The sequence below is a fragment of the Pseudomonas sp. SWRI179 genome, from assembly GCF_014268705.1.
GTDB classification, from domain to species: Bacteria; Pseudomonadota; Gammaproteobacteria; order Pseudomonadales; family Pseudomonadaceae; genus Aquipseudomonas; species Aquipseudomonas zanjanensis.
The window spans coordinates 20201-44371 of sequence record NZ_JABWRA010000030.1 but is presented as its reverse complement, the minus strand read 5'-3'; the positions used below and the strand labels follow the sequence as shown (position 1 = coordinate 44371).

The 24171-nt window shown below is 62.1% G+C and carries 21 protein-coding genes; 2 read left to right on the top strand and 19 right to left on the bottom strand.

What is annotated here, in order from left to right; translation table 11 throughout:
- Positions 1 to 192: 192 nt before the first annotated feature.
- The 15 genes from dtd to hutC form a co-directional block, all read right to left on the bottom strand.
- Complete coding sequence (gene dtd, locus HU767_RS17645) at positions 193 to 630, bottom strand: D-aminoacyl-tRNA deacylase (RefSeq protein ID WP_186730107.1); 438 nt, start codon at positions 628 to 630, stop codon at positions 193 to 195.
- On the bottom strand, positions 627 to 1598 hold the full coding sequence (pip, locus tag HU767_RS17640) for a prolyl aminopeptidase (protein WP_003196909.1): 972 nt from the start codon (positions 1596 to 1598) through the stop codon (positions 627 to 629). The genes dtd and pip overlap by 4 nt, the downstream gene beginning before the upstream one ends.
- Before the next feature lie 105 nt (positions 1599 to 1703).
- Positions 1704 to 2615, bottom strand: coding sequence for an alpha/beta hydrolase (locus tag HU767_RS17635; protein WP_186730106.1), 912 nt, complete (start codon positions 2613 to 2615; stop codon positions 1704 to 1706).
- Positions 2616 to 2815: 200 nt separating this feature from the next.
- The gene (locus HU767_RS17630) at positions 2816 to 3763 is read right to left on the bottom strand and encodes a choline ABC transporter substrate-binding protein (protein WP_186706114.1); all 948 of its coding nucleotides are present in this window, start codon (positions 3761 to 3763) and stop codon (positions 2816 to 2818) included.
- Between the two features lie 294 nt (positions 3764 to 4057).
- Entirely contained in the window at positions 4058 to 4861 is an 804-nt protein-coding gene (hutG, locus tag HU767_RS17625; protein ID WP_186730105.1) for an N-formylglutamate deformylase, read from the bottom strand.
- Positions 4862 to 4872: 11 nt separating this feature from the next.
- Positions 4873 to 6075 (bottom strand): imidazolonepropionase, encoded by a 1203-nt coding sequence (gene hutI / locus HU767_RS17620; RefSeq protein ID WP_186730104.1) that lies wholly within the window; start codon positions 6073 to 6075, stop codon positions 4873 to 4875.
- Between the two features lie 205 nt (positions 6076 to 6280).
- Complete coding sequence (hutH, locus tag HU767_RS17615) at positions 6281 to 7813, bottom strand: histidine ammonia-lyase (RefSeq protein WP_186706117.1); 1533 nt, start codon at positions 7811 to 7813, stop codon at positions 6281 to 6283.
- 130 nt (positions 7814 to 7943) lie between these two features.
- Positions 7944 to 9467, bottom strand: coding sequence for a histidine ammonia-lyase (gene hutH / locus HU767_RS17610; protein WP_186730117.1), 1524 nt, complete (start codon positions 9465 to 9467; stop codon positions 7944 to 7946).
- Positions 9468 to 9642: 175 nt separating this feature from the next.
- A complete protein-coding gene (locus tag HU767_RS17605) occupies positions 9643 to 10473 on the bottom strand; it encodes a glycine betaine/L-proline ABC transporter ATP-binding protein (RefSeq protein ID WP_050586211.1) in 831 nt (276 codons plus the stop codon).
- The gene (locus HU767_RS17600; protein ID WP_181290757.1) at positions 10470 to 11321 is read right to left on the bottom strand and encodes a proline/glycine betaine ABC transporter permease; all 852 of its coding nucleotides are present in this window, start codon (positions 11319 to 11321) and stop codon (positions 10470 to 10472) included. The genes HU767_RS17605 and HU767_RS17600 overlap by 4 nt, the downstream gene beginning before the upstream one ends.
- Before the next feature lie 71 nt (positions 11322 to 11392).
- Positions 11393 to 12361, bottom strand: coding sequence for an ABC transporter substrate-binding protein (locus HU767_RS17595; protein WP_186706118.1), 969 nt, complete (start codon positions 12359 to 12361; stop codon positions 11393 to 11395).
- Between the two features lie 70 nt (positions 12362 to 12431).
- Positions 12432 to 13898: a cytosine permease gene (locus HU767_RS17590; RefSeq protein WP_186730103.1), complete on the bottom strand. Its 1467-nt coding sequence runs from the start codon at positions 13896 to 13898 to the stop codon at positions 12432 to 12434.
- Positions 13899 to 14044: 146 nt separating this feature from the next.
- Positions 14045 to 15733 carry a urocanate hydratase gene (gene hutU / locus HU767_RS17585; RefSeq protein ID WP_186706120.1) on the bottom strand — a complete coding sequence of 563 codons (1689 nt, stop codon included), beginning with the start codon at positions 15731 to 15733 and terminating at the stop codon, positions 14045 to 14047.
- A 448-nt stretch (positions 15734 to 16181) separates the two neighbouring features.
- A complete protein-coding gene (locus HU767_RS17580; protein ID WP_186706121.1) occupies positions 16182 to 16751 on the bottom strand; it encodes a HutD family protein in 570 nt (189 codons plus the stop codon).
- Complete coding sequence (gene hutC / locus HU767_RS17575) at positions 16748 to 17458, bottom strand: histidine utilization repressor (protein ID WP_014336125.1); 711 nt, start codon at positions 17456 to 17458, stop codon at positions 16748 to 16750. Before hutC ends, HU767_RS17580 begins: the two co-directional genes overlap by 4 nt.
- Before the next feature lie 143 nt (positions 17459 to 17601).
- Between hutC and HU767_RS17570 the strand changes: the two genes are divergently transcribed.
- On the top strand, positions 17602 to 18966 hold the full coding sequence (locus HU767_RS17570; protein WP_186730102.1) for a formimidoylglutamate deiminase: 1365 nt from the start codon (positions 17602 to 17604) through the stop codon (positions 18964 to 18966).
- Between the two features lie 152 nt (positions 18967 to 19118).
- Here HU767_RS17570 and HU767_RS17565 read toward each other — a convergent pair whose 3' ends face one another.
- Together HU767_RS17565 and HU767_RS17560 are read right to left on the bottom strand one after the other, a co-directional pair.
- Positions 19119 to 19688: a lipocalin family protein gene (locus tag HU767_RS17565; RefSeq protein WP_186706123.1), complete on the bottom strand. Its 570-nt coding sequence runs from the start codon at positions 19686 to 19688 to the stop codon at positions 19119 to 19121.
- 31 nt (positions 19689 to 19719) lie between these two features.
- Entirely contained in the window at positions 19720 to 19974 is a 255-nt protein-coding gene (locus HU767_RS17560; RefSeq protein WP_003186715.1) for a hypothetical protein, read from the bottom strand.
- A gap of 284 nt (positions 19975 to 20258) precedes the next feature.
- Between HU767_RS17560 and HU767_RS17555 the strand changes: the two genes are divergently transcribed.
- Entirely contained in the window at positions 20259 to 22151 is a 1893-nt protein-coding gene (locus HU767_RS17555) for a methyl-accepting chemotaxis protein (protein ID WP_202894661.1), read from the top strand.
- Between the two features lie 398 nt (positions 22152 to 22549).
- Here the strand turns inward: HU767_RS17555 and HU767_RS17550 are convergent, their stop codons facing one another.
- The gene (locus tag HU767_RS17550) at positions 22550 to 23146 is read right to left on the bottom strand and encodes a DUF924 family protein (protein ID WP_186730100.1); all 597 of its coding nucleotides are present in this window, start codon (positions 23144 to 23146) and stop codon (positions 22550 to 22552) included.
- 3 nt (positions 23147 to 23149) lie between these two features.
- On the bottom strand, positions 23150 to 24160 hold the full coding sequence (locus HU767_RS17545; RefSeq protein ID WP_030141457.1) for a class 1 fructose-bisphosphatase: 1011 nt from the start codon (positions 24158 to 24160) through the stop codon (positions 23150 to 23152).
- Positions 24161 to 24171: the final 11 nt, after the last annotated feature.

Here is a 24171-nt window from a genome sequence, read left to right as displayed (position 1 = left end):
GGGGCAAAATGATTCCCCAAACGGTTCAGGACAAGTCTCTACCTAAGTCAAATGGACCAGCGAACGCTGATCCCCCGTAGCGCGCGATTATCTAGTAGCCCGCGTGACAACGCATCAGGGGTAGCAAAGTATTTATCGAGAAAACTCCCTGTTTAGCCTCGAAACAGAACGGAAAAGATGTTTCAAACGCTTTCAGGACTGTAACAGGAAGGTTACCGGGCCATCATTGACCAGATGCACCTGCATGTCGGCGCCGAATCTACCTGATGCCACTGTGCCATGCACCTGTTTCGCCTGGGCCAGCAAATAGTTGAACAACTCTTCGCCCAAGGCCGGAGGCGCGGCCGTGGAAAAACTTGGACGCAGGCCGCTTTTGGTGTCCGCCGCCAAGGTGAACTGCGACACCAGCAGCAGCCCACCACCGACATCCACCAGGGACAGGTTCATCTTGCTCTCGGCGTCGCTGAACACGCGATAGTTAAGCAGCTTATGCAGAAGTTTGTCGGCGCTGGCCCGGGTATCCCCGGGCTCGACGGCCACCAGCACCAGCAAGCCTTGGTCTACGGCCCCGACGATCTCACCGGCTACCTCGACCCGTGCGCAGCGCACACGTTGCAGCAGCCCCTTCATGCTTCCTCGGGCGGCAGGTCGAGCAGGCGCCGGGCCATTTGCGCAGCGGCGCGCACCAGCGCGTCGGTAATTCCCGGTTCCGAAGCGGCGTGACCGGCGTCGCGGATCACCTGCAGTTCGCTGTTGGGCCAGTTCTGATGCAGCTCCCAGGCGTTGTCCAACGGGCAGATGACGTCGTAGCGACCGTGCACGATGACGCCCGGCAAATGGGCGATCTTGCCCATGTCGCGAATCAACTGGTTGGGTTCGAGGAACGCGTTGTTGGTGAAGTAGTGGCATTCGATCCGGGCAATCGACAGCGCCCGCTGCGGCTCGGAGAAACGATCGACCACCAGCGGGTTAGGACGCAGGGTCGCGGTACGACCTTCCCAGGTGGACCAGGCCTTGGCCGCATGCATCTGGGCAATCTGGTCGTTACCGGTCAGGCGTTTGTGGAAAGCGCTGAGCAAGTCGTCGCGCTCATCCAGCGGAATCGGCGCAATGTAGTCTTGCCAATAGTCGGGGAACAGGCGACTGGCGCCAGCCTGATAGAACCACTCGATTTCCTGCGGACGGCAGAGAAAGATCCCACGCAGGATCAGGCCATGCACCCGCTCCGGATGGGTCTGGGCGTAGGCCAGGGCCAGGGTCGAGCCCCAGGAACCGCCGAACAGCACCCATTTTTCGATGCCCAGGTGCTTGCGGATGCGCTCCAGGTCTTCGACCAGATCCCAGGTGGTGTTGTTTTCCAGGCTGGCGTGGGGAGTGGAGCGACCGCAACCGCGCTGGTCGAAGGTGACGATACGGTAAAGGTTAGGATCGAAGTAGCGCCGGCTCTGCGCATCGCAGCCAGCACCCGGGCCACCGTGAATGAAAACCACTGGCAGACCTTCCGGGGAACCGCTTTCATCGACATAGAGCGTGTGGGTGTCATCGACAGCCAGATCGTGCCGGGCATGGGGTTTGATCTGCGGGTACAAAGTCTGCATTGCGCGCTCCGTAAGGGGTCGAGTCATCCCTGTGGGGACGTCTATTTAATCTGCCGTCCGGCATCATAAACCCGAATCACCTTAATGAGCATGCCCCCTGCGCAGTCAAAGCATGTCAGCCAGGAACGCCAGCAGCGTGCGATACAACTGATCGACCTCTGGCACCTGGCCCCGGCCACGCAGGCAACCGTGGACCAGCCCTTCGCCGATATACAGCACGGAGTCCACCCCTGCGGCTTTCAGCCGCTCGCTGTAACGGACACCATCGTCGCGCAGCGGGTCCCATTGCGCGACGGCAACCAGCGCTGGCGGCACGCCGCCCAGGTCGTCGGCGAGTAGCGGCATGGCATAAGGCGTGGGCCGGACGCCACACAGGTACAGCGCCTCATAGCGCTCCAGGTCGCGGCCACTCAAGAGCGGGGCATCTTCGCACGCTTGACGTGAGGGCAAATCCGCCGGGCCACCAAGCGCCGGGTAGATCAACACCTGGGCCCGGGGCAACGGCTGCCCGGCGTCGCGCAAGGCCAAGCACAACGCAGCGGCGAGGTTGCCGCCGGCACTGTCACCGGCCACCGCCCGGCGACGCGGGTCGATGGCAAACGGGGTGTCCGCCAAGTGGTGCCACACCGCGAGGCAATCTTCGAACGCGGCCGGAAACGGATGCTCCGGGGCCAGCCGGTAATCCACCGCCACTACCAACGCGCCAAGCTCAGCCGCCAGTTCCATGCAGATGAAGTCATGAGAATCCAGGTCCCCCACCACCCAACCGCCACCGTGCAGGTAGAGAATGCACGGCCAGCCGGCGAGCGGCGGCGCAATGCGCGGGTGATAGGCCCGGATGGCCACGCCGGCCAACTGCAAATCCTCCACCGCGAGCGTTGGCGGACGCGGCGGGGTAAACGCCCGGCACATCTGGCTGTAGGCCTGGCGCGAACCGTCGAGGCTGTCGTCCGGGGCGGTGAAGCTCAGGGTTTTGTCGATGAAGGCGGACATTGCCTGGGAAAGTGGGTAGGCCATCTTGGATTGCCATGCGTCGAAAGAGGATGTGGCTCAGCCGTTTTTGTGGCTTCTGTGGCTTCTGTGGCTTCTGTGGCTTCTGTGGCGAGGGAGCTTGCTCCCGCTCGGGTGCGCAGCGCCCGCTTTTTTTTAGGGCTGCTTCGCAACCCAGCGGGAGCAAGCTCCCTCGCCACAGGGGTATCAGTGTCCATAAGGTTGTGTCAGCGCTTGAGGCTGGCCTGAACCGCCGCTACGCCATCCTTGCCATCGAAGCTGGTCACGCCGGCGAGCCAGCGCTGCAAATCCTCGGGATGCTCGCGCAGCCATTGCCGAGCGACGTCCTGGGGTGTCTTGCGTTCCATGATCGGCACCATCAGCTGGCTTTCCTGGGCGGCGGTGAACGTGAGATTTTCCAGCAGCCGCTGAACGTTGGGACAGCGCTGGGCATAGTCCGGCGCGGTCACCGTGGACACGGTCGCGGCGCCTTCGTTCGGACCATAGACGTCTTCGCTGCCCGTCAGGTAGGCGATGTTCATGTTGATGTTCATCGGGTGCGGGGTCCAGCCAACGAACACCACGAACTCCTTGCGATTCACGGCCCGCTGCACCGCTGCCAGCATCCCGGCCTCACCGGATTCGATCAGCTTGAAATCCTTGAGGCCGAAGTGATTGGTTTCGATCATGGTCTTGATGGTGGTGTTGGCGCCACTGCCCGGCTCGATGCCATAGATCTTGCCTCCGAGCTGATCCTTGAACCGGGCGATGTCGGCAAAGGTCTTGAGCCCCGCCGCGGCCACGTAGTCCGGGACGGCCAAGGTGGCCTGGGCATCGGCCAGGCTGGGTTTATCCAGGACCTTCACCTGGTTGGCCGCCAGGAACGGGGCGATGTTCTTGTCCATCGCCGGTTTCCAATAGCCCAGGAAGATGTCGAGCCGCTTGTCGCGGATGCCGGCGAAGATGATCTGCTGCACGGCGCTGGTCTGCTTGCTTTCGTAGCCCAGCCCGGAGAGCAACACGTCGGCCATGCCGCTGGTGGCAATCACGTCGGTCCAGTTGACCACGCCCATGCGTACGGTCTGGCAGGATGCAGGCTCGGCGGCCATCGCGCCGGAGCTTAGTAGAACGGTACCGCAGAGGAACGACAGACAGCGCTTGGACAGTCTTTTCATCGCGAGGGGTCTCGTGCGGCAGTGGATTGTTGTAGGTCGGTGTCTAGGTGCACCGTGCCTGGAACATTACGCAGCGTCGAGGAGGTAAAGGTGAACTGTGGCGACTTGGTTTTGCACGGTGGCGACAGGGAGAGCGGCTTGAAATGCTTTTGTGGCGAGGGAGCTTGCTCCCGCTGGGTGGCGAAGCCACCCCAAGAATCTTCTGAGCGCTGCGCACTCAAGCGGGAGCAAGCTCCCTCGCCACAGAAGCCCCCGTTCACAAGAAGTCCTTCACAAAGACTGCTTGGTCACAGGTTAATGTTTGTAGGCCTTTTGCCCCCACGCCAGGAAGCCTTCCAACAATTCCCTGAGCACCACCTGGGTCGGCGCCGCCAGATCGGAGCGATAGTTGAACGGTTCGAACTCTTCCATGTAGGTGCTTTGGCACAGTTCCAGTTGCACCGCGTGAATGTCCTCGGCCGGGTTGCCGTAATACCGGGTGATGTGTCCGCCCTTGAAACGCCCGTTGAGCACATGGGTGAACTGGCCATGGCGAGCGCAGATGGCTTCGAGCTGGCTGGCCAGGGTCGGGTCGCAGCTGGCGCCGTTGAACGTGCCCAGGTTGAAATCCGGCAGCTTGCCGTCGAACAGGTGCGGGATCACCGAGCGGATCGAGTGGGCATCGAACAGCAAGGCGTAGCCGAACTCAGCCTTGAGCCGCGCCAGCTCCTGCGCCAGCGCCTGGTGGTACGGCATCCAGACTTGTTGCAGATACGTCGCCCGCTCCTCGGGCGACGGTTCCAGTCCTTCGCGAAACAACGGCACTCCATCGAACAGCGTCGCCGGGTACAGACCGGTGGTGGCGCCGACGTACATCGGTTTGTCATCGGCGGGACGATTCAGGTCGACGACGAACCGCGAGTATTCCGCGGCCAGGGTGCTGGCGCCCAACTCATTGGCGAACTCATAGAGCTTGGGAATGTGCCAGTCAGTGTCCGGCAGGCTCTGGGCCTCGGGGATCAACCCGGCCTGTACCGCCGGGGTCAGGCGCAGGCCGGCGTGGGGCATGCTGATCAACAGCGGCACGCGCCCTTGCTTTAAATTCAGGACCTTCTCCACAACCGTTCTCCTCAATCGATTTCCACGCCGTGACGCACGACGCGTTTTTCCAGATCGCCACCGAGCCAGTACGCCAGGTCAGCGGGGCGGTCGATGTGCCAGGCGACAAAATCCGCGACCTTGCCGGCTTCCAGCGAACCGTGGGTCTGCGCCATGCCCAAGGCCTGGGCCGCATGAATCGTCGCCCCCGCCAAGGCTTCTTCCGGGGTCATGCGCAAACAGGTGCAGGCCATGTTCAACATCAAGCGCAACGACAACGCCGGCGAAGTGCCGGGGTTGAGGTCGCTGGCCACGGCGATTTTCACGCCGTGCTTGCGCAGGGCGTCCATGGGCGGCAGCTGGGTTTCGCGCAGGAAATAAAACGCCCCCGGCAGCAACACCGCCACGGTGCCGGACGCGGCCATGGCCATGGCGTCGTCTTCGGTCATGAACTCCAAGTGATCGGCCGACAGCGCCTGGTAGCGTGCCGCAAGGCTGGAACCATGCAGCGATGACAACTGTTCGGCGTGCAGCTTCACCGGCAGCCCCAGTTGTTGCGCGGTGATAAACACCCGTTCGACCTGCGCCGGGGAAAAGGCCAGGTATTCGCAAAAGGCGTCCACCGCATCCACCAGCCCCTCTGCCGCCAGGGCCGGCAGCATCTCGGTGCAGATGTGCTCGATGTAATCATCGGCGCGGTCCTTGTATTCCGGCGGCAAGGCGTGGGCCGCCAGGCAGGTGCTGCGTACGCTGACCGGAAGTTCGGCAGCGAGGCGGCGAATGACCCGCAAGATCTTGCGTTCGCTGGCCAGGTCCAGACCATAGCCGGACTTGATTTCCACCGTGGTCACGCCGTCACGCATCAGGCTTTTCAGGCGTTTGGCCGCGCTGGCGAACAGCTCGTCTTCACTGGCGGCGCGGGTGGCGCGCACGGTGCTGGCGATGCCACCGCCGGCCGCGGCGATTTCGGCGTAGCTGACACCTTGCAGGCGCTGTTCGAACTCACCGCTGCGGTTGCCGCCAAACACCGTGTGGGTGTGGCAGTCGATCAGCCCCGGCGTGACCCAGGCGCCCTTGAGGTCGTAGACCGCCGGGTAGTCGCCTGCTGGCAACTCGGCGCGCGGGCCGATCCATTGAATGTGCTCGCCCTGGGTGACGATGGCGGCGTCTTCGATGATCGAGTAGACGCCCTGGGCCATTGTGGCGGCGTGGCAGTTTTGCCAGAGGGTTTTCATCCCGGTTTCCTCGAATTATCAAAATCAATCGCGAGCAGGCTCGCTCCCACAAGGACTGCACAGAACCTGTGGGAGCGGGCTTGCTCGCGAAGACGGCGGTACATTCGACATTGATGCAAGCTGACCCTGCGCTTTCGCGAGCAAGCCCGCTCCCACAGGTATCGAGTCGGATCAACATCATGTGTGCCTGCTCGCGATGAGGCCCTTACAGGCTCGGCAACAACTGCGCCGTAACCAATTCGTTCAGGCACCGACTCGCCAACAGCTCGCTGGCTGCATTGATGTCCGGCGCAAAGAACCGGTCCTTCTCATAGAACGGCACTTCTGCACGCAACAGACCCCGGGCCTGTTCCAGCTTGGCGGAGGTCTTCAAACCACCGCGCAGGTCCAGCCCCTGGCACGCCGCCAGCCATTCCACCGCCAAAATCCCACGGGTGTTCTCGGCCATCTCCCACAAGCGCTTGCCCGCAGCCGGGGCCATGGAGACGTGGTCTTCCTGGTTGGCCGAGGTCGGCAGGCTGTCCACCGAATGGGGATGGGACAGCGCCTTGTTTTCACTGGCCAGGGCGGCCGCAGTCACTTGGGCAATCATGAAGCCGGAGTTCACCCCGCCATTGGCCACCAGGAACGGCGGCAGTTGCGACATGTGCTTGTCCATCATCAGCGAAATGCGCCGCTCGCTCAGGGAGCCGATTTCGGCAATCGCCAGGGCCATGTTGTCGGCGGCCATCGCCACCGGTTCGGCGTGGAAGTTGCCACCGGAAATCACGTCACCCTCGGCGGCGAACACCAGCGGGTTGTCCGACACCGCGTTGGCCTCGATCACCAGCACTTCGGCAGCCTGGCGGAACTGGGTCAGGCAGGCGCCCATCACTTGCGGCTGGCAGCGCAGGGAGTACGGGTCCTGGACCTTGTCGCAGTTCTGGTGCGAATCGGAGACTTCGCTGCGCTCGCCCAGCAGGTCGCGGTAGGCCGCGGCGGCATCGATCTGGCCTTTCTGGCCGCGGGCGGCATGGATGCGTGCATCGAATGGCGAACGCGAACCGAGCACCGCTTCCACCGTGAGGCTGCCCAAGGCCAGGGCACCGGCGAACAGGTCTTCGCCTTCGAACAGGCCACGCAGGGCAAACGCGGTGGAGACCTGGGTGCCGTTGAGCAGCGCCAGGCCTTCCTTGGCGGCCAGGGTCAGCGGCGCGAGGCCCGCCACTTTCAGGGCGTCGACGGCCGGCAGCCATTCGCCCTTGTAGCGGGCCTTGCCTTCGCCCAGCAGCACCAAGGACATATGGGCCAGCGGCGCCAAGTCACCGGACGCACCGACCGAACCCTTGAGCGGGATGTGCGGGTAGACCTCGGCATTGATCAGCGCAATCAGCGCATCGATCACCTGCCGACGGATGCCGGAAAAACCCCGGCTCAGGCTGTTGACCTTGAGCACCATGACTAAGCGCACCAGCGCATCGCTGATCGGCTCGCCCACGCCAGCGGCATGGGACAGCACCAGGGAGCGCTGCAGGTTCTCCAGGTCTTCGCTGGCAATGCGGGTCGAGGCCAACAGGCCAAAACCGGTGTTGATGCCGTAGGCGGTACGGTTCTCGGCGAGGATCTGTTCCACGCACGCAACACTGGCCTCGATCTGCGCCGACGCGCTGGCGTCCAGGCTCAGGGTGACCGGGTGCTGATAGATGTCACGCAATTGAGCCAGGCTCAATTGGCCGGGAATCAGGTTTAAGGCAGTCATGTATTGCTCCTTTTGAGAGTTTTGTTTTTCACCCGCCAGTCGCTCCGGAATGTTCCGTTATCCGTCACCTTCGCTTTTTGGGCGATGCCTTGTGGGCAAGAGGTGCCTTGGCACGCTGGCGCTTTTTTGATCAGTTCAAATTCGGTAATACGTTGTGCAGCAGATTCGGGTCTTTGAGCAGTCCGGCGGCGCTGGCGATGTCCGGCGCCAGCCAGCGGTCCTGGTCGTAAGCCGGGACGCGCTCGCGCAGCAGCTTCCAGGCGATATCGGTGCCGGTGCCGAAGCGCTGGGCCTTGAGAAACTCAAAGGCCTGGGCCGCCAGCAGGTATTCGATGGCGAGGATCTGCGTGCAGTTTTCCAGCGCCCGGTGCAGTTTCAGGGCCGCGTTGGTGCCCATGCTCAAATGGTCTTCCTGCAACCCGGAGGTGACGAAATTGTCCAGCACCGCCGGTTGCGCCAATTGCTTGTTTTCCGCGCACAGCGATGCGGCGACGTATTGCACGATCATCATCCCCGAGTTCACGCCGGGGTTGGCCACCAGGAAGGCTGGCAGCCCGCTGACGTGCGGGTTGATCAGACGGTCGAGGCGGCGCTCGGCGATGGAGCCGATCTCTGCCATGGCAATCGCCAGCAGGTCTGCCGCCAACGCCACCGATTGGCCGTGGGGATTGGCCTGGGACATGACCCGGAAGTTCTCCGGTCTCCCCAGCAACAGCGGGTTATCGGTCACCGAGTTGAGTTCGGTTTCGATCTGTTGCCGGGCATGGGCCAATTGGTCGCGAGCCGCGCCGTGTACCTGGGGAATCGAACGGATACTCAAGGCGTCCTGGGTGCGAATACCCAGGCTACCGGCGATGACTTCGCTGCCGTCGAGCAGTGCCCGCAAGTTGACGCCGACCTTCTGCATGCCCGGGTGTGGCTTGAGGGCGATGACGTCGGCGTCGAACGCGGCGATCTGGCCGCGCTGGGCCTCGAAACTCATGGCGCCGATCACGTCGGCCCATTGCACCAGCCGCGTGGCATCGGCCAGGGCCAGGCAACTGAGACCGGTCATGCACGGCGTGCCGTTGACCAGGCACAAACCGTCCTTGGCCCCCAGTTGCACCGGTTGCAAACCTTCGGCGGCCAGGGCCTGTTGCGCCGGGACGATTTGCCCGCGATAGCTGACCTGGCCAACGCCCAGCAACGCAATGCCGATGTGGGCCATGTGGGTCAGGTAACCCACCGAACCCTGGGACGGCACTTGCGGGGTGATGCCGCGATTGAGCAGGGCCAGCAGCGCCTCGACCACGCGGCGATGGAGGCCGGACTTGCCCTGGCTGTAGTTGTGGATGGCCGCGCAGAGAATCGCCCGGGTCTGCTCGTCGCAGAGCGCCGGGCCGACGCCACAGGCATGGCTGAGCAGGGTGTTGCGCGACAGTTGGCTGAGTTGTTCATCCTTGAGCGAGACATTGCACAAGGCGCCCAGGCCGGTGTTGACGCCATAGGCACGCTCGCCGCTGGCGACGATGCGCTGGACGATGGCCTGGGCATTGTCGATCCGTGCCCAGGTCTGGGTCGACAGCTCGAGCACAGCGCCGAAGCGGGCGACGGCGACCACGTCCTGCCAGCGCAACGGGGCGCCGGTGATGATGATTTTTTCAGCCTGGGACATCTCAAACCTCATGGAAAATTCTTTTCAGCAGCACATCTGGCTAAAGGCACAGCCTCTGTGGCGAGGGAGCTTGCTCCCGCTGGACTGCGCAGCAGGCCCAAAAGAAGCGGCCGCTACGCGCCCGAGCGGGAGCAAGCTCCCTCGCCACAAAAGCGCGCCAGCCACCACAAATCCCTCAAACCACCGCAGCCCTGCGCTGCACGAATCGATCGACATACTCATCCGCCGGCGAGTGCAGGATCTCCCGGGGCGTGCCGACCTGGATCAGCTTGCCGTCCTTGAGAATCGCAATGCGATTGCCGATGCGCACGGCCTCGTCGAGGTCGTGGGTGATGAAGACGATGGTCTTGTGCAGGGTCTTTTGCAGTTCCAGCAACTGGTCCTGCATTTCCGCGCGGATCAGCGGGTCGAGGGCACTGAAGGCTTCGTCCATCAGGATGATGTCCGTGTCCGCCGCCAAGGCCCGGGCCAAACCGACGCGCTGGCGCATGCCGCCGGAGAGCTGGTGCGGGTATTTGTTCTCGTAGCCTTTCAGGCCCACGGTGTTGATCCAGTGCAGCGCCCGCTCGGCGCACACCTGCTTGCTCTCGCCGCGCACTTTCAAGCCATAGGCGACGTTGTCCAGCACGCTCTTGTGGGGCAACAGGCCGAAGCTCTGGAACACCATGCTGATCTTGTGCCGGCGAAATTCGCGCAAGGCGTCCATGTCCAGTTGCAGGATGTCTTCGCCGTCCACCAGGATCGCGCCGCTAGTGGGATCGATCAGCCGGTTGAAATGGCGCACCAACGTGGATTTGCCGGAGCCGGACAGGCCCATGATCACGAAGATCTCACCGGTGCCGATGCTCAGCGACAGGTCATTCACGCCGACCACGCAGCCGGTTTCGGCCAGCACCTGGTCCTTGGTCTTGTTCTGGCGGATCAGCTCCAGGGCTTCCTTGGAGCGGTTGCCGAAAATCTTGAAGACGTTCTTGACTTCGATCTTGCTGATGGCTGCGTTGCTCATTTGCTCACCTCATGCCGAGGACGACCATAGGCCTGGGTAATGCGGTCGATGACCACGGCGAGAATCACAATGGCCAGGCCCGCTTCCAGGCCACGCCCGACGTTGAGGGTCTGGATGCCCACCAACACGTCTTCACCCAAGCCACGGGCGCCGATCATCGAGGCGATGACGACCATCGACAGGGCCATCATGGTGGTCTGGTTGATCCCGGCCATGATGCTCGGCAGGGCCAAGGGCAGTTGCACGCCGAACAGCTGCTGCCAGCGGTTGGCGCCGAAGGCGTTGATCGCCTCCATCACTTCGCCGTCCACCTGGCGGATGCCCAGGTCGGTCAGGCGAATCAACGGCGGCGCGGCGTAGATTACCGTGGCGAAGATCGCCGGGACCTTGCCCAGGCCGAACAGCATCAATACCGGAATCAGGTACACGAAGCTCGGCATGGTCTGCATGATGTCCAGCAACGGCATCAGCACCGAACGCAGGCGATTGCTGCGCGCCGAGAGAATGCCCAGGGGAATGCCGATCATCACCGAGATCAGCGTCGCCACCAGCATCAGGGCGAGGGTCTGCATCAATTTGTCCCACAGGCCCACCGCACCCACCAGGAACAATAGGCCGACGATCACCGCCGTAGCGACGACCTTGCGGGTGGCGTGCCAGGCAACGCCGCCGACGATGGCCAGCATCAACCACCACGGCGCCATGCGCAGCAGGCCTTCGAGGTTGACGATGGCCCACAGCAGGGTGTCGGAGATGTGCCGGAACACATCGCCATAATTGGTCACCAGGGAATCGACCCAACCGTTGACCCAGTCGGCGATGGAGAAGGTAAAGCTTTCGGGAAACATAAGAGACTCTCGATCAGGTGGATGCGGTGAATGTCCCGGCCAGCCCCACGGTTGGCCGGGAAAGATTCGACCTACAGAGCCGCGTCGATTTTCTTGGCAGCGTCTTCACTGACCCAGGCGTGCCAGACTTCAGGATGTTCCTTCAGGAAGATCTTCGCCAGTTTCGGCGACTCGATCCGCTCTTTGGCCATGCGCCCGAGGTTCTGGTTCAGGATATCGATCGGAAGGTTGACCTTTTCCAGCACCGCCACCAATTCCGGGGCTTCGTCGTGGAAGGTCTTGGACAGGCCGACCTTGATGCTCACGCTTTTATCCACGCCGGGTTTTTCTTCGAGTTTGACCAAGTCCACCTGGCCCATCAGCGGCGTTGGCGACCAGTAGTAGAACAGGATCGGCTCGCCACGCTTGTAGCTCGACAGCACCGCCGCATCCAGGGCCGGGCCGGTGCCTGGACGGAAGTTGGTGTAGGTTTTTTCCAGGCCGTAGCTCTTCAGCATTTCGCTGTTGTCCAGCTCGCAGGTCCAGCCGGCCGGGCAGTTGTAGAAGCGGCCCTTGGACGGTTCTTCCTGGTCCTTGAACACGGCGGCGTACTGGCCCAGGTCGGCGATGTTTTTCAGGCCCGGGGCCTTGGCTTCGAGCTTGCGCTTGGCATCGCCTTCGATCACGTAGCGCGGCACATACCAGCCTTCGATGGCGCCCACCACCGGGGCACCGACGCCGACCACCTTGCCGGCCTTCTCGGCCTTGTTCCAGACTTCACTGCGGCCGACCCACTCTTCGGCAAATACCTGGATGTCGTTGCTGCTCAGGGCGTTTTCCATGGTGATGGAGTTGCCGGGCAGGCTGTCGGTCTTGCAGTCGTAGCCTTTTTCCAGCACCACTTGCAGGACGTCGGTCAGCAGCATGCCGCTTTCCCAGTTCAGGCCGGCGAATTTCACCGGTTTACCCGACTCGCACCAACCGGCCGCTTGCGTGGCGCCGGCGCTGGCCAGCAGGCCCATGGAAAGCAATGTGGTCAGCAGGGTCTTGTTCGACTTCATTATGTGACGCTCCTAATCAGTTGGATTGGCTTACGGCAGTCAAGAGGCATCCAGCCCTGTCAACGTCCCATCAGACCGCTTGGATGCGGCCCGCCCTGCTCGGTTGTGCGTCAACCGCGTCCTGCTCGACCGGCAGGATCAATTGATCGGGTACTGCGCTGTGCCACTTCCTGGCGACGACGTAATACAGCGCCGCCGGGACCACCAGGCCGATGATCCAGGAGATGTCCACACCGCCCATGGCTTTCACCAACGGACCGGTATAGAACTTGGTGGCAATGAACGGCAACTGAACCAATACACCAAAGACGTAGACGCTGATGCCAAGAGCGTTCCAGCGACCGTAGCGACCCTTCGGATCGTTCAATGCCGGCACGTCATAACGCTCGCGCGTGATGCAGTAGTAGTCCACCAGGTTGATCGCGCTCCACGGTGTGAAGAACGCCAGCAAGAACAAGATGAAAGACTTGAACGCACCGAGGAACGAGTGCTGGCCGAGCAGCGCGATCAAGGTCGCGGCGCCGACAATGAACAGCACGAACACCAGACGCTGCACACGCGTTACGTTCAGGTGTCCCCGGAACCCGCTGATGATGGTCGCGATGCACATGAAGCTGCCGTAGGAGTTCAGCGTGGAGATGGTGACCTTGCCGAACGCGATGCTGAAGTACAGCAACGCAGCCGTGGCACCGGTACCGCCCAGGCCAACGATGTAGGCCACTTCGTGACCGGCGAACTGCCCGTTGGCCGAGGCGGCGGCAAACACGCCGAGGATCATCGCCACTTGTGCGCCGATGACTGAACCGGCACCTGCGGCAAAAAAGGTTTTCACCGAAGAGGTCTTGCTCGGCAGGTAACGCGAATAGTCCGCCACGTAGGGGCCGAAGGCGATCTGCCAGGAGGCCGCGAGCGACACCGCCAGCAGGAAACTGCTCCAGCTGAAATGGCGGATTTGCAGGAGTGCGCCCACGTCGGTCTGGCTGATCAGGCGAGCGAACAGGTAAACAAAGGCAATCACACCAATCACGCTGGCGACACGGCCAATGAAGTGAATCACCCGATACCCGAGCACCGTGACCAACACGATGACACTGGCGAAAATGAGGATGCCGACACTGTCGCTGACGCCGAACAACTGGCCCAGCGCCTGGCCGGAAAGCACCGTGCCCGTTGCGGTGAAACCCAGGTACATCAGGCACACCAGCACGATCGGGATGGCCGCGCCATACACACCAAACTGCACCCGGCTGGAGATCATCTGCGGCAGGCCCAGCTTTGGCCCCTGGGCGGCATGCAACGCCATGACGCTACCGCCGAGCACTTGGCCGATCAGCAAACCGATCAACGACCAGAACACATCACCGCCCAGCACCACCGCCAATGCACCGGTGACGATTGCAGTGATTTGCAGGTTGGCCCCCATCCAGAGGGTGAACTGGCTCAACAGCCGACCGTGTCGCTCCGCTTCCGGGATGTAGTCGATCGAACGTTTCTCGATCAACGGCTTGCTGCTTGCGCGTGAGCTGGTGACAGCCATGGTTCAACCTCTGTGGATTGTTCTGGTTCGGGCAATGCTTTTATTTGTGGGAGCGGGCTTGCTCGCGAAAGCGGTGTGTCATTCAACACATGCCTCGGATGAAAAACCGCCTTCGCGAGCAAGCCCGCTCCCACATGGGGGCTGCGTTATTTGCCAGTAATCATCGGCAGGTTCAGCCCCTGCTCCTTCGCGCAATCAATGGCGATCTGGTAACCGGCATCGGCATGGCGCATCACCCCGGTACCCGGGTCGTTGTGCAGCACGCGGGCAATCCGCTCGGCCGCTTCGTCGGTGCCGTCGCAGACGATCACCATGCCCGAATGCTGGGAGAAGCCCATGCCGACGCCGCCACCGTGGTGCAGCGATACCCACGTCGCGCCGCTGGCGGTGTTGAGCAGGGCATTGAGCAGCGGCCAGTCGGAAACGGCGTCGGAGCCGTCCTGCATGGATTCGGTTTCACGGTTCGGGCTGGCCACGGAGCCAGAGTCGAGGTGGTCGCGGCCGATGACGATCGGCGCCGACAACTCACCGCTGCGCACCATCTCGTTGAACGCCAGGCCCAACTTGGCGCGCTGGCCCAGGCCAACCCAGCAGATACGTGCCGGCAAGCCCTGGAAGCTGATGCGCTCGCGGGCCATGTCCAGCCAGTTGTGCAGGTGGGCGTCGTCGGGGATCAGTTCCTTGACCTTGGCGTCGGTCTTGTAGATGTCCTGCGGGTCACCCGATAGCGCCGCCCAGCGGAACGGGCCGATGCCACGGCAGAACAGCGGACGGATGTAGGCCGGGACGAAACCAGGGAAGTCGAAGGCATTTTCGACGCCCTCTTCCTGGGCCATCTGGCGGATGTTGTTGCCGTAGTCGAAAGTCGGCACACCCATTTTCTGAAAGGCCAACATGGCTTTGACGTGGACGGCCATCGATTGTTTGGCGGCCTTCACCACGGCGGCGGGCTCGGTCTTGGCGCGGGCACGGTATTCGTCCCAAGTCCAGCCGGCCGGCAGATAGCCGTTGAGGGGGTCGTGGGCGCTGGTCTGGTCGGTGACCATGTCCGGGCGCACACCCCGACGGACCATTTCCGGCAGGATTTCAGCCGCGTTCCCACACAGCGCAATGGAAATCGCCTTGCCTTCGGCGGTGTATTTCTCGATGCGCGCCAGGGCGTCGTCGAGGTCTTTGGCCTGCTCGTCGACGTAGCGGGTTTTCAGGCGGAAATCGATACTCACCTGCTGGCACTCGATGTTCAGCGAGCACGCACCGGCCAGGGTCGCGGCCAGTGGTTGCGCGCCGCCCATGCCGCCCAGGCCGGCGGTCAGCACCCAACGGCCCTTGAGGTTGGAATCGTAGTGCTGGCGACCAGCCTCGACGAAGGTTTCATACGTGCCTTGGACGATGCCCTGGCTGCCGATGTAGATCCAGCTGCCGGCGGTCATCTGGCCGTACATGGCCAGGCCCTTGGCGTCGAGTTCGTTGAAGTGCTCCCAACTGGCCCAGTGCGGCACCAGGTTGGAGTTGGCAATCAGGACGCGAGGCGCGTTGCTGTGGGTCTTGAACACACCCACCGGCTTGCCGGATTGCACCAGCAGGGTTTCGTCGTCGTTCAGGTGGGTGAGGCTTTCGACGATCTTGTCGTAGCACTCCCAATTGCGCGCCGCGCGGCCGATGCCACCGTAGACCACCAACTCCTTGGGGTTTTCCGCCACTTCCGGGTCGAGGTTGTTCATCAGCATGCGCAGCGGCGCTTCGGTCAGCCAGCTCTTGGCGGTCAGCGTGTTACCGCGAGGGGCGCGAATTTCAACGTCACGGTATTTTTCGGGTTTGCGGGTAGCGTCGGTCACAGCAAAAACTCCTCAGCGATCAATCCAGACCAGCCCGGGCAGTGGGCAGCGATTTCTACGAACGTTGCGTTGAATATCGGTGACTCATACGCATACGTCTTTACTTGTATGTACAAGCATATGCAATCAAGCGGCCAACTTGTTGGCGGGGTGTTCAAGAAAGAGTGGGGATAGGGTTGAAAGCCCTGTGATTGAAGGGCTGCCGAGCTGCATGAAATTATTCAGGAGGGTATCTGAGGGGGAAGTCGGAAGGGCATAGAAGCGTGGTATCGCGCCACGCTGGGGCGTTCGGTAACAAGTTGGTGCGCATGGAGGGAACAATGATGTGAGCTTTTGTGGCGAGGGAGCTTGCTCCCGCTGGGCTGCGAAGCAGACCCAAAAAACAGGGCCGCTGCGCGCCCCAGCGGGAGCAAGCTCCCTCGCCACAAAAGCTCTGTCGCAGGACTTCTTAGTGGGCGGTCAGCTCGATCACGCAGCATTGGCCGTGGGTGGTGATTTCCAGCAGCCCGGTATTGCCGCTCAGTTGCAGGCAGTCATAAAGCCCCAGCGCCTCGACAGCCTCATCCATCTTGACCCTCAGCGTCGGCGCGGCACTAAACACCAGCACTGTTGCCGCCTCGCTGAAAAACCGCTGCTGCCCGCCCAACCATTGCAATCGCGCGCGGTAACGCTTCGGTGCGTAGATCAGGTTGAAGTCACGAATCGGTCCGCCCAGCAGCATGCAATGCACATGGCTCTCGCCGCTGAACGCAAAAGGGTCCAGCGGATGCAGAGGACGCGTGGCCTGGCCGTCGACGTTCAACGTCATGCCGTCCCCCTGCAGGACACTGATGACCCGCTCGTAGCCGGCGAAGGTGGAAAAACCACCCGACTCACCGATATCGGCAATCGACAGTCTCCAGCCGAAACCCTCCAGGCCGGTACCGGCATCGCGAGTGATTTCCTCGGTGCTGCCGCCACCGTTCTTCCAAGGCATGCGCGGGTAATCCGCGGCACGTAGCACTTTCAACTGGCTCATTTATGAAAACGCCCTTCCAGACTGTGACGGGAGCCCGGATGGATCAGGCGTGCGGCGGTGACCGGCTGGCGTCCAGACCAAGTGCGGCGGCGAATCAACAAGCACGGCTCACCCCTTTCGATCTGCAACAGCTTGCACTCACTCGGCTCGGCCAGGATCGCCTCCACTACGTGCTCGCCTTCGGTCAGCGGTGCAACCTGGTTCAGGTAGGCGTAGGGGGTTTGCACGGTGAAGTCCTGCTTGAGGTACTCAGGTGCCACCAGTGCGTTGACGAAACGGTCCTCGATTTGCACGGGGATGTCGTTCTCGAAATGCACGATCAGTGAATGGAACACCTTCTGGCCTTCACGCATGTCCAGGGCCAGGGCCCGCTCGGAACCGGCCGCCTCTTCTTCCAGGGTGATGACCTTGCAGCTGTGACGATGACCACGGGAGGCGATTTCATCCGCGATGTTATGCACTTCGAACAACGCGGACTGGCTCTTGGGCTCGGCCACGAAGGTGCCGACGCCCTGCATGCGCACCAACAGGCCGTCGGCGGTCATTTCTCGCAGGGCACGGTTGATGGTCATGCGGCTGAAACCCAGCTGGCTGACCAGTTCGCTTTCCGACGGCACACGGTAATGCGGCGGCCAGTTTCCACTGTCGATCTGCTGGGTAATCATTTGTTTAACGCGGGCGTACAAGGGCGCCGGACTGTCACCCATGTTTGCGGCCAGCGGCGGTTTGGCAGGCGGAGTCGGCACGGCGGTTCCCTGTTCTGCGAATAAGGTTGCTAGCTTGCCGGAGTTTACCGGCCAGGCAAACGTCTGTATATGTATATACAAATTACGCACGATGAGGTTGAACCATGTCCGCCTTCTTTGCCGAACGCGCGCTGCTGCCTAGTGGATGGGCCAATGATGTACGTCTTGAGGTGGATGCCGCAGGCGTCCTGACCCATATCCAGGCCGGCTCCCACGCAGATGGCGCCGAACGGCTGGGCGGTCCGCTATTGCCGGGCATGCCGAACCTGCACTCCCACGCCTTCCAACGGGCGATGGCCGGGCTGGCGGAAGTGGCGGGCAATCCCAACGACAGTTTCTGGACCTGGCGCGACTTGATGTACCGCCTCGTCGGAAAAATCAGCCCCGACCAACTCGGCGTCATCGCCCGCCAGCTGTACATCGAAATGCTCAAGGCCGGCTACACCTCGGTCGCCGAATTCCACTATGTCCACCATGACACCGACGGCGCGCCCTACGCCGACCCGGCGGAGCTGGCCCTGCGTATCAGCCACGCCGCCAGCGCCGCCGGCATTGGCCTGACGCTGCTGCCGGTGCTCTACAGCCATTCCGGCTTTGGCGGCCAGGCCCCCAACGACGGGCAGCGCCGCTTCATCAACAACACCGAAAACTACTTGAAACTTCAGTCGCGCTTGCAGCCGATCCTGGCCGGGCAAGCGTCCCAGGCGCTGGGCCTGTGCTTCCACTCGCTGCGCGCCGTGACACCCGGGCAGATCCAGGACGTGCTGGCTGCCAGCGACCGTGATTGCCCGGTGCACATCCACATCGCCGAGCAGCAAAAGGAAGTCGACGACTGCCTGGGCTGGAGCGGCGCGCGTCCGCTGCAATGGCTGTATGACAACACCGAGGTCGATCAGCGCTGGTGCCTGGTCCACGCCACCCACGCCAACGCACAGGAAGTCAGCCTCATGGCCAAGAGCCGGGCGATTGCCGGTCTGTGCCTGACCACCGAAGCCAACCTGGGGGACGGGATTTTCCCGGCCGTGGATTTCCTCGCCCAGGGCGGACGCCTCGGTATTGGCTCCGACAGCCATGTGTCATTGAGCGTGGTCGAAGAATTGCGCTGGCTGGAATATGGCCAGCGCCTGCGGGATCAACGGCGCAATCGCTTGTATCAGGCAGATCAGCCGATGGTTGGCCGCACCTTGTTTGACGCCGCATTGGAAGGCGGCGCCCAGGCCCTGGGGCAGCCGATCGGCGCTCTCGAAATCGGCAAGCGCGCCGACTGGCTGGTGCTCGATGGCCACGACCCATACCTGGCCACGGCCCAGGGCGACGGGATCCTCAATCGCTGGCTGTTCGCCGGCGGCGATCGCCAGGTGCGCGATGTGATGGTCGGCGGACAGTGGGTGGTGCGTGAGGGGCGTCATGCCGGCGAAGAAGAAAGCGCCCGGGCGTTTACCCAGGTATTGCGCGAATTGCTGGGCTGACCCCAAGAATCAATGTGACAGATACCAAATGTGGGAGCGGCGGTGCGGCGATCCGACTTGCTCGCGAATGCGGTGTACCAGACACCTAGATGTCGACTGATACACCGCATTCGCGAGCAAGCCCGCTCCCACACTATGATCCCAGGCGTCGCTTAGTCCGAAGTCTTGGCCATCTGCCGGTCCGACGCGCGCCAGACCAGGCGTGTCGTGTCGTAACCCTGCTGGCGCGCCTTGCTCAGCAATTCCTCGCGCACGACGCTGTTGACGGTCGGTGTGCGGGACAGCAGCCACATGTAGCGACGGCTCGGGTCGCCGACTATGGCGGTCTTGTAGTCATCGCTGACATAGAGCACCCAGTATTGCCCCTTCGCCACGCCCGGGACGATCCGGGAAAACCAGTTATCGAATTCGACCCAGAGCTTGTCGGTCTTGCCCGGCACCTGCGGCGTCGCGGTGCCCCTGGCTTCTTCCCACTGCCAGTCCGAGGTCAGGCAGCGATTGAGCACGCCAACGTTGCCGTCTGGCTTGAGGGTGTAGTGCGCTTCCGATTGCGCGCAATTGCGCTGGAAATACATGGGCAGGCGGGCCAACTCATACCAGGTCCCCTGGTAACGCTTGAGATTGACGCTGTTGACCGTCTTGGGTGCCAACGGATCCTCGCCAGAAGTGGCACAGCCAGCCAATATCAGGCCGGCCAAAAGCACAAAAACTAACCGCATCATTATTTTTCTCCCGCAGGCCTGTGGCCTCGGTTTACTTCAGGCCTTGGCCGGAAAACATCAACACTTTGTCACCGGCGTACTGCACGCTGATAAAGCTTTTCTGGTCGCCCCAGGTGCAGCTGGACATGCCGAGGGCGCCTGAGCAATCGGTCGGTTTCCCCAGCAACGTTTCGACTTCGGCCTTGGGCATGCCAGCCGACAGCTTCGAATAGTTTTCCTGGTTGACCTTGCTGCATGCGGTCAGCACGACGCACATAAACAGCAGAGCGATAGAACGCAGCGACATGGTGTAACTCCTGGAGCGGAAGGGAGGTGGCAGGGTGCCAACCTGATCCTTAGAAGAGAAAACCCCTATCTGGTTCCCTCGCGCCGCCAGTATTTATTGGCCGTACAGAGGTGTTTCAGGAATGAATCAACCGGATTGTGACGCCGTCGTACCTTTCGTCGGGATTGGACCCGGGACGCCTGATGAGCCGGGCTTCTACGCCGATAAAAAGTCACAGCGCAAAATCCTGCGTTATGGCAAATTGACAGCCCGTCCTGACCCGTCCCTCCGCGGTAGTGTTCTTAATGACCAGAAACATGAAATTCAGCCATAAAATCCTGCTGGCTGCCGCCCTCGTGGTGGCCGTTGCATTCGCCTGTTTCATCCTGTTCAACGACTATCGTCAACGCCAAAGCCTGCACGCCAGCACCGAGACTTCCATGCAGGAACTCGGCAACCTGACCAGTCGTAACATCCAGACATGGGTCGACGGCCGTATCCAATTGCTGCAATCGCTGGCCCAACAGATCGCCGTGGACGGCAGCGGTGCCGACAGCCTCAAGCGCGCCGTGGGCCTGCCGGCCTATACCGGCAACTTCCAGCTCAGCTATTTCGGCGGTACCGACGGCGTGATGTTCTCGGTGCCGGCCGGCAATCGCGCCGCCGACTATGACCCTCGCGCCCGTGGCTGGTACAAGGCTGCCAACAGCGCACAGCAAACCATCGTCACTGAACCCTACATCGCCGCCTCGTCGGGCAAGCTGGTGATTACCGTCGCCACCCCGGTACAACGCCAGAACCAGATGATCGGCGTGGCCGGTGCGGACATCGACCTGTCCAGCGTCAGCGCCATCATCAACTCGCTGAACTTCGGCGGCCACGGCCACGCGTTCATCGTCAGCGCCGACGGCAAGATCCTGATCCACCCCGACAGCAAGCGCGTGCTCAAGACCCTGGCCGAGGCCTACCCCAACGGCGCGCCGCAAATCAGCCCGGGCGTGAAAGAAGTCGACCTCGACGGCAAGACCCAATTCATCTCCTTCACCCGAGTCAATGGTGTGCCGGGCGCCGATTGGTACGTGGCGCTGGTGCTCGACAAGGACACCGCCCTGGCGATGCTCAGTGAGTTCCGCACTTCGGCACTGATCGCCATGTTCATCGCCGTGGTGTTCATCATCGCTTTGCTGGGCATGTTGATCCGCGTGTTGATGCAACCGCTGCTGACCATGGGCCGCGCCATGCATGACATCGCCGAAGGCGAAGGCGACCTGACTCGGCGCCTGGTGATCCACGGCCAGGACGAATTCGGCGCCCTGGGCACGTCGTTCAACCGTTTTGTCGAGCGCATTCACACCTCGATCCGCGAAGTGGCCTCGGCCACCGGCCAGGTCAACGAAGTCGCCCTGCGCGTGGTCAGTGCATCCAACTCGTCGATGTTCAACTCCGACCAACAGGCGTCGCGCACCAGCAGCGTGGCCGCGGCCATCAACCAGCTCGGCGCCGCCGCCCAGGAAATCGCCCAGAATGCCGCCCTCGCCTCGCAACATTCCAGCGAGGCCCGCAACCTGGCCGAAGATGGCCAGCAAGTGGTGGATAAAACCATCGCGGCCATGCAGCAGTTGTCAGCCAAGATCAGCGATTCGTGCGGCAACATCGAAACCTTGAACAGCAACACGGTGAACATCGGCCAGATCCTCGAGGTGATCACCAGCATCTCCCAGCAAACCAACCTGCTCGCCCTCAACGCCGCCATCGAAGCGGCACGGGCCGGTGAAGCCGGGCGCGGCTTCGCGGTGGTGGCCGATGAAGTGCGCAACCTGGCCCACCGCACCCAGGACTCGGCGCAACAAGTGCAGAAGATGATCGAAGAACTGCAAGTCGGCGCACGGGAAGCGGTACTGACCATGACCGACAGCCAGCGCCAGAGCGAAGGCAGCGTCAGCATCGCCAACCAGGCTGGCGAACGACTGGGCAGCGTGACCCAACGCATCGGTGAAATCGACGGCATGAATCAATCCGTGGCGACCGCCACCGAAGAACAGACCGCCGTGGTGGAATCGATCAACGTCGACATCACCGAGATCAATACGCTGAACCAGGAAGGCGTGGAAAACCTGCAAGCCACCTTGCGGGCCTGTGCCGACCTCGAACAACAGGCGGCGCGGCTTAAGCAGTTGGTGGGCAGTTTCCGGATCTAGTGCTTTCAAGGGCCCTTTCGCGAGCAAGCCCGCTCCCACAGTTGACCGCGTTCCGTCAGGGAAACCTGATCAGCTGTGGGAGCGGGCTTGCTCGCGAAGAGGCCGGCACATCCAACATTTTCGTCGACTGTGGCACCCCTATCGCGAGCAAGCTCGCTCCCACAATGGACTTGCGGTGTCACCGAATTGGATGAGATGGATCTTCAATGAGCGTACATGGAGAATTTACAGACTTGCCCCGCTCTTAAGCAGCAAGCATCGCGGTTGAAGCATCTGGCCCCATCGCGAGCAGGCTCGCTCCCACACTGGGTTTCTGTTGAGCAGCAAAAGGTGCGTCCGTGGAAGATCAACTGTGGGAGCGAGCCTGCTCGCGATGGCGATAGCGGCCACAACACTATTTAGAACCTGGACCCAGGCCTACTCAAGAACTCCACTTCCTCAGCCGTGGACTCGCGCCCCAACACCGCATTGCGATGGGGAAAGCGGCCAAACCGCGCAATGATCTTCTGATGCCGCTCGGCATAGTCCAGGTTATCTTCAAACACCGCCCGCTGCGCCTCCGGCTGCTCTCGCACCAGGTCGATAAACCGCGACACGGCTTCGTTCTGCACCGCGAGATTTTCGCAGTGCTCGAGTACGAGGTAGATGAATACGCGCTGGATGGGTTTGAGTTGCTGATCGAAGCCCGCCGCCAGTCCTTGAGCCACCAGCGCTTGGGCACGCAGGTCGCCGGAAAAACCTTCGGGGGTGTTGCGATAGATCATCCGCGGGAGTTGATCCAATAGCAGCACCAAGGCCAGCCAACCTTCCGGGCGTTGCGCCCAATCGGTCAATCCGCCGGCCAGTGCCTGCTCGACCTGATCACCGAAGCGCTCTTGCGCCTGGCGATCATGGCCTTTGCCAAACCATAGCTTGCCCCTGTCAGCCGCGATCTCATCTGGTTTTTCGGCTGTGCCAAACCACCAATCGAGCAACGGCTGCCAGGGCTCGGCCATGATTTACTCCTTGTGGTAAGCCGTGGCGCGGGCCACTTCTTCCTTCGAACCGAGGAACACGGCCACACGCTGGTGCAGGCCTTCAGGCTTGATATCGAGAATGCGCTGGTGGCCATCGGTGGAAGCGCCACCGGCCTGCTCCACCAGGAACGACATCGGGTTGGCTTCGTACATCAGGCGCAGCTTGCCTGGCTTGGAGGGCTCGCGGCTGTCGCGCGGGTACATGAACAGGCCACCACGGGTCAGGATCCGGTGCACATCGGCAACCATCGCGGCGACCCAGCGCATGTTGTAGTTCTTCTTCAGCGGGCCTTCTTCACCGGCCAGCAACTCACTGACGTAGCGTTGAACCGGAGCTTCCCAGTGACGCTGGTTGGACATGTTGATGGCGAATTCCTGGGTGGTTTCAGGAATGGTGATGTCTTCGTGGGTCAGGACGAAGCTGCCCATCTCGCGGTCCAGGGTGAAGCCCTTGACGCCGTCGCCCAAGGTCAGCACCAGCATGGTCTGCGGGCCGTAGATGGCATAACCGGCGGCAACCTGCTCGGTGCCTGGCTGCAAGAAGGCCTTTTCATTCAGGGCTTCGTTCTGGCTCAGGTACTCGTTCGGGCAACGCAGTACCGAAAAGATGGTGCCGACCGGCGCGTTGATGTCGATGTTCGACGAACCGTCCAGTGGGTCGAACACCAGCAGGTAGGCACCCTTGGGATATTTGCCCGGGATCTGGTAGGCATTGTCCATTTCCTCGGACGCCATGCCCGCCAGGTGACCACCCCATTCGTTGGCTTCGAGCAGGATTTCGTTGGACAGCACGTCCAGCTTCTTCTGCACTTCGCCCTGCACGTTTTCGGTGCCCATGCTGCCCAGGACACCACCCAAGGCGCCTTTGGAGACGGCGTGGCTGATCTCCTTGCACGCACGCGCCACCACTTCGATCAAAAAGCGCAGATCGGCAGGGGTATTGTTGCTGCGGGTCTGCTCAATCAAATAGCGACTCAAGGTAACGCGGGACATGGACGGCTCCG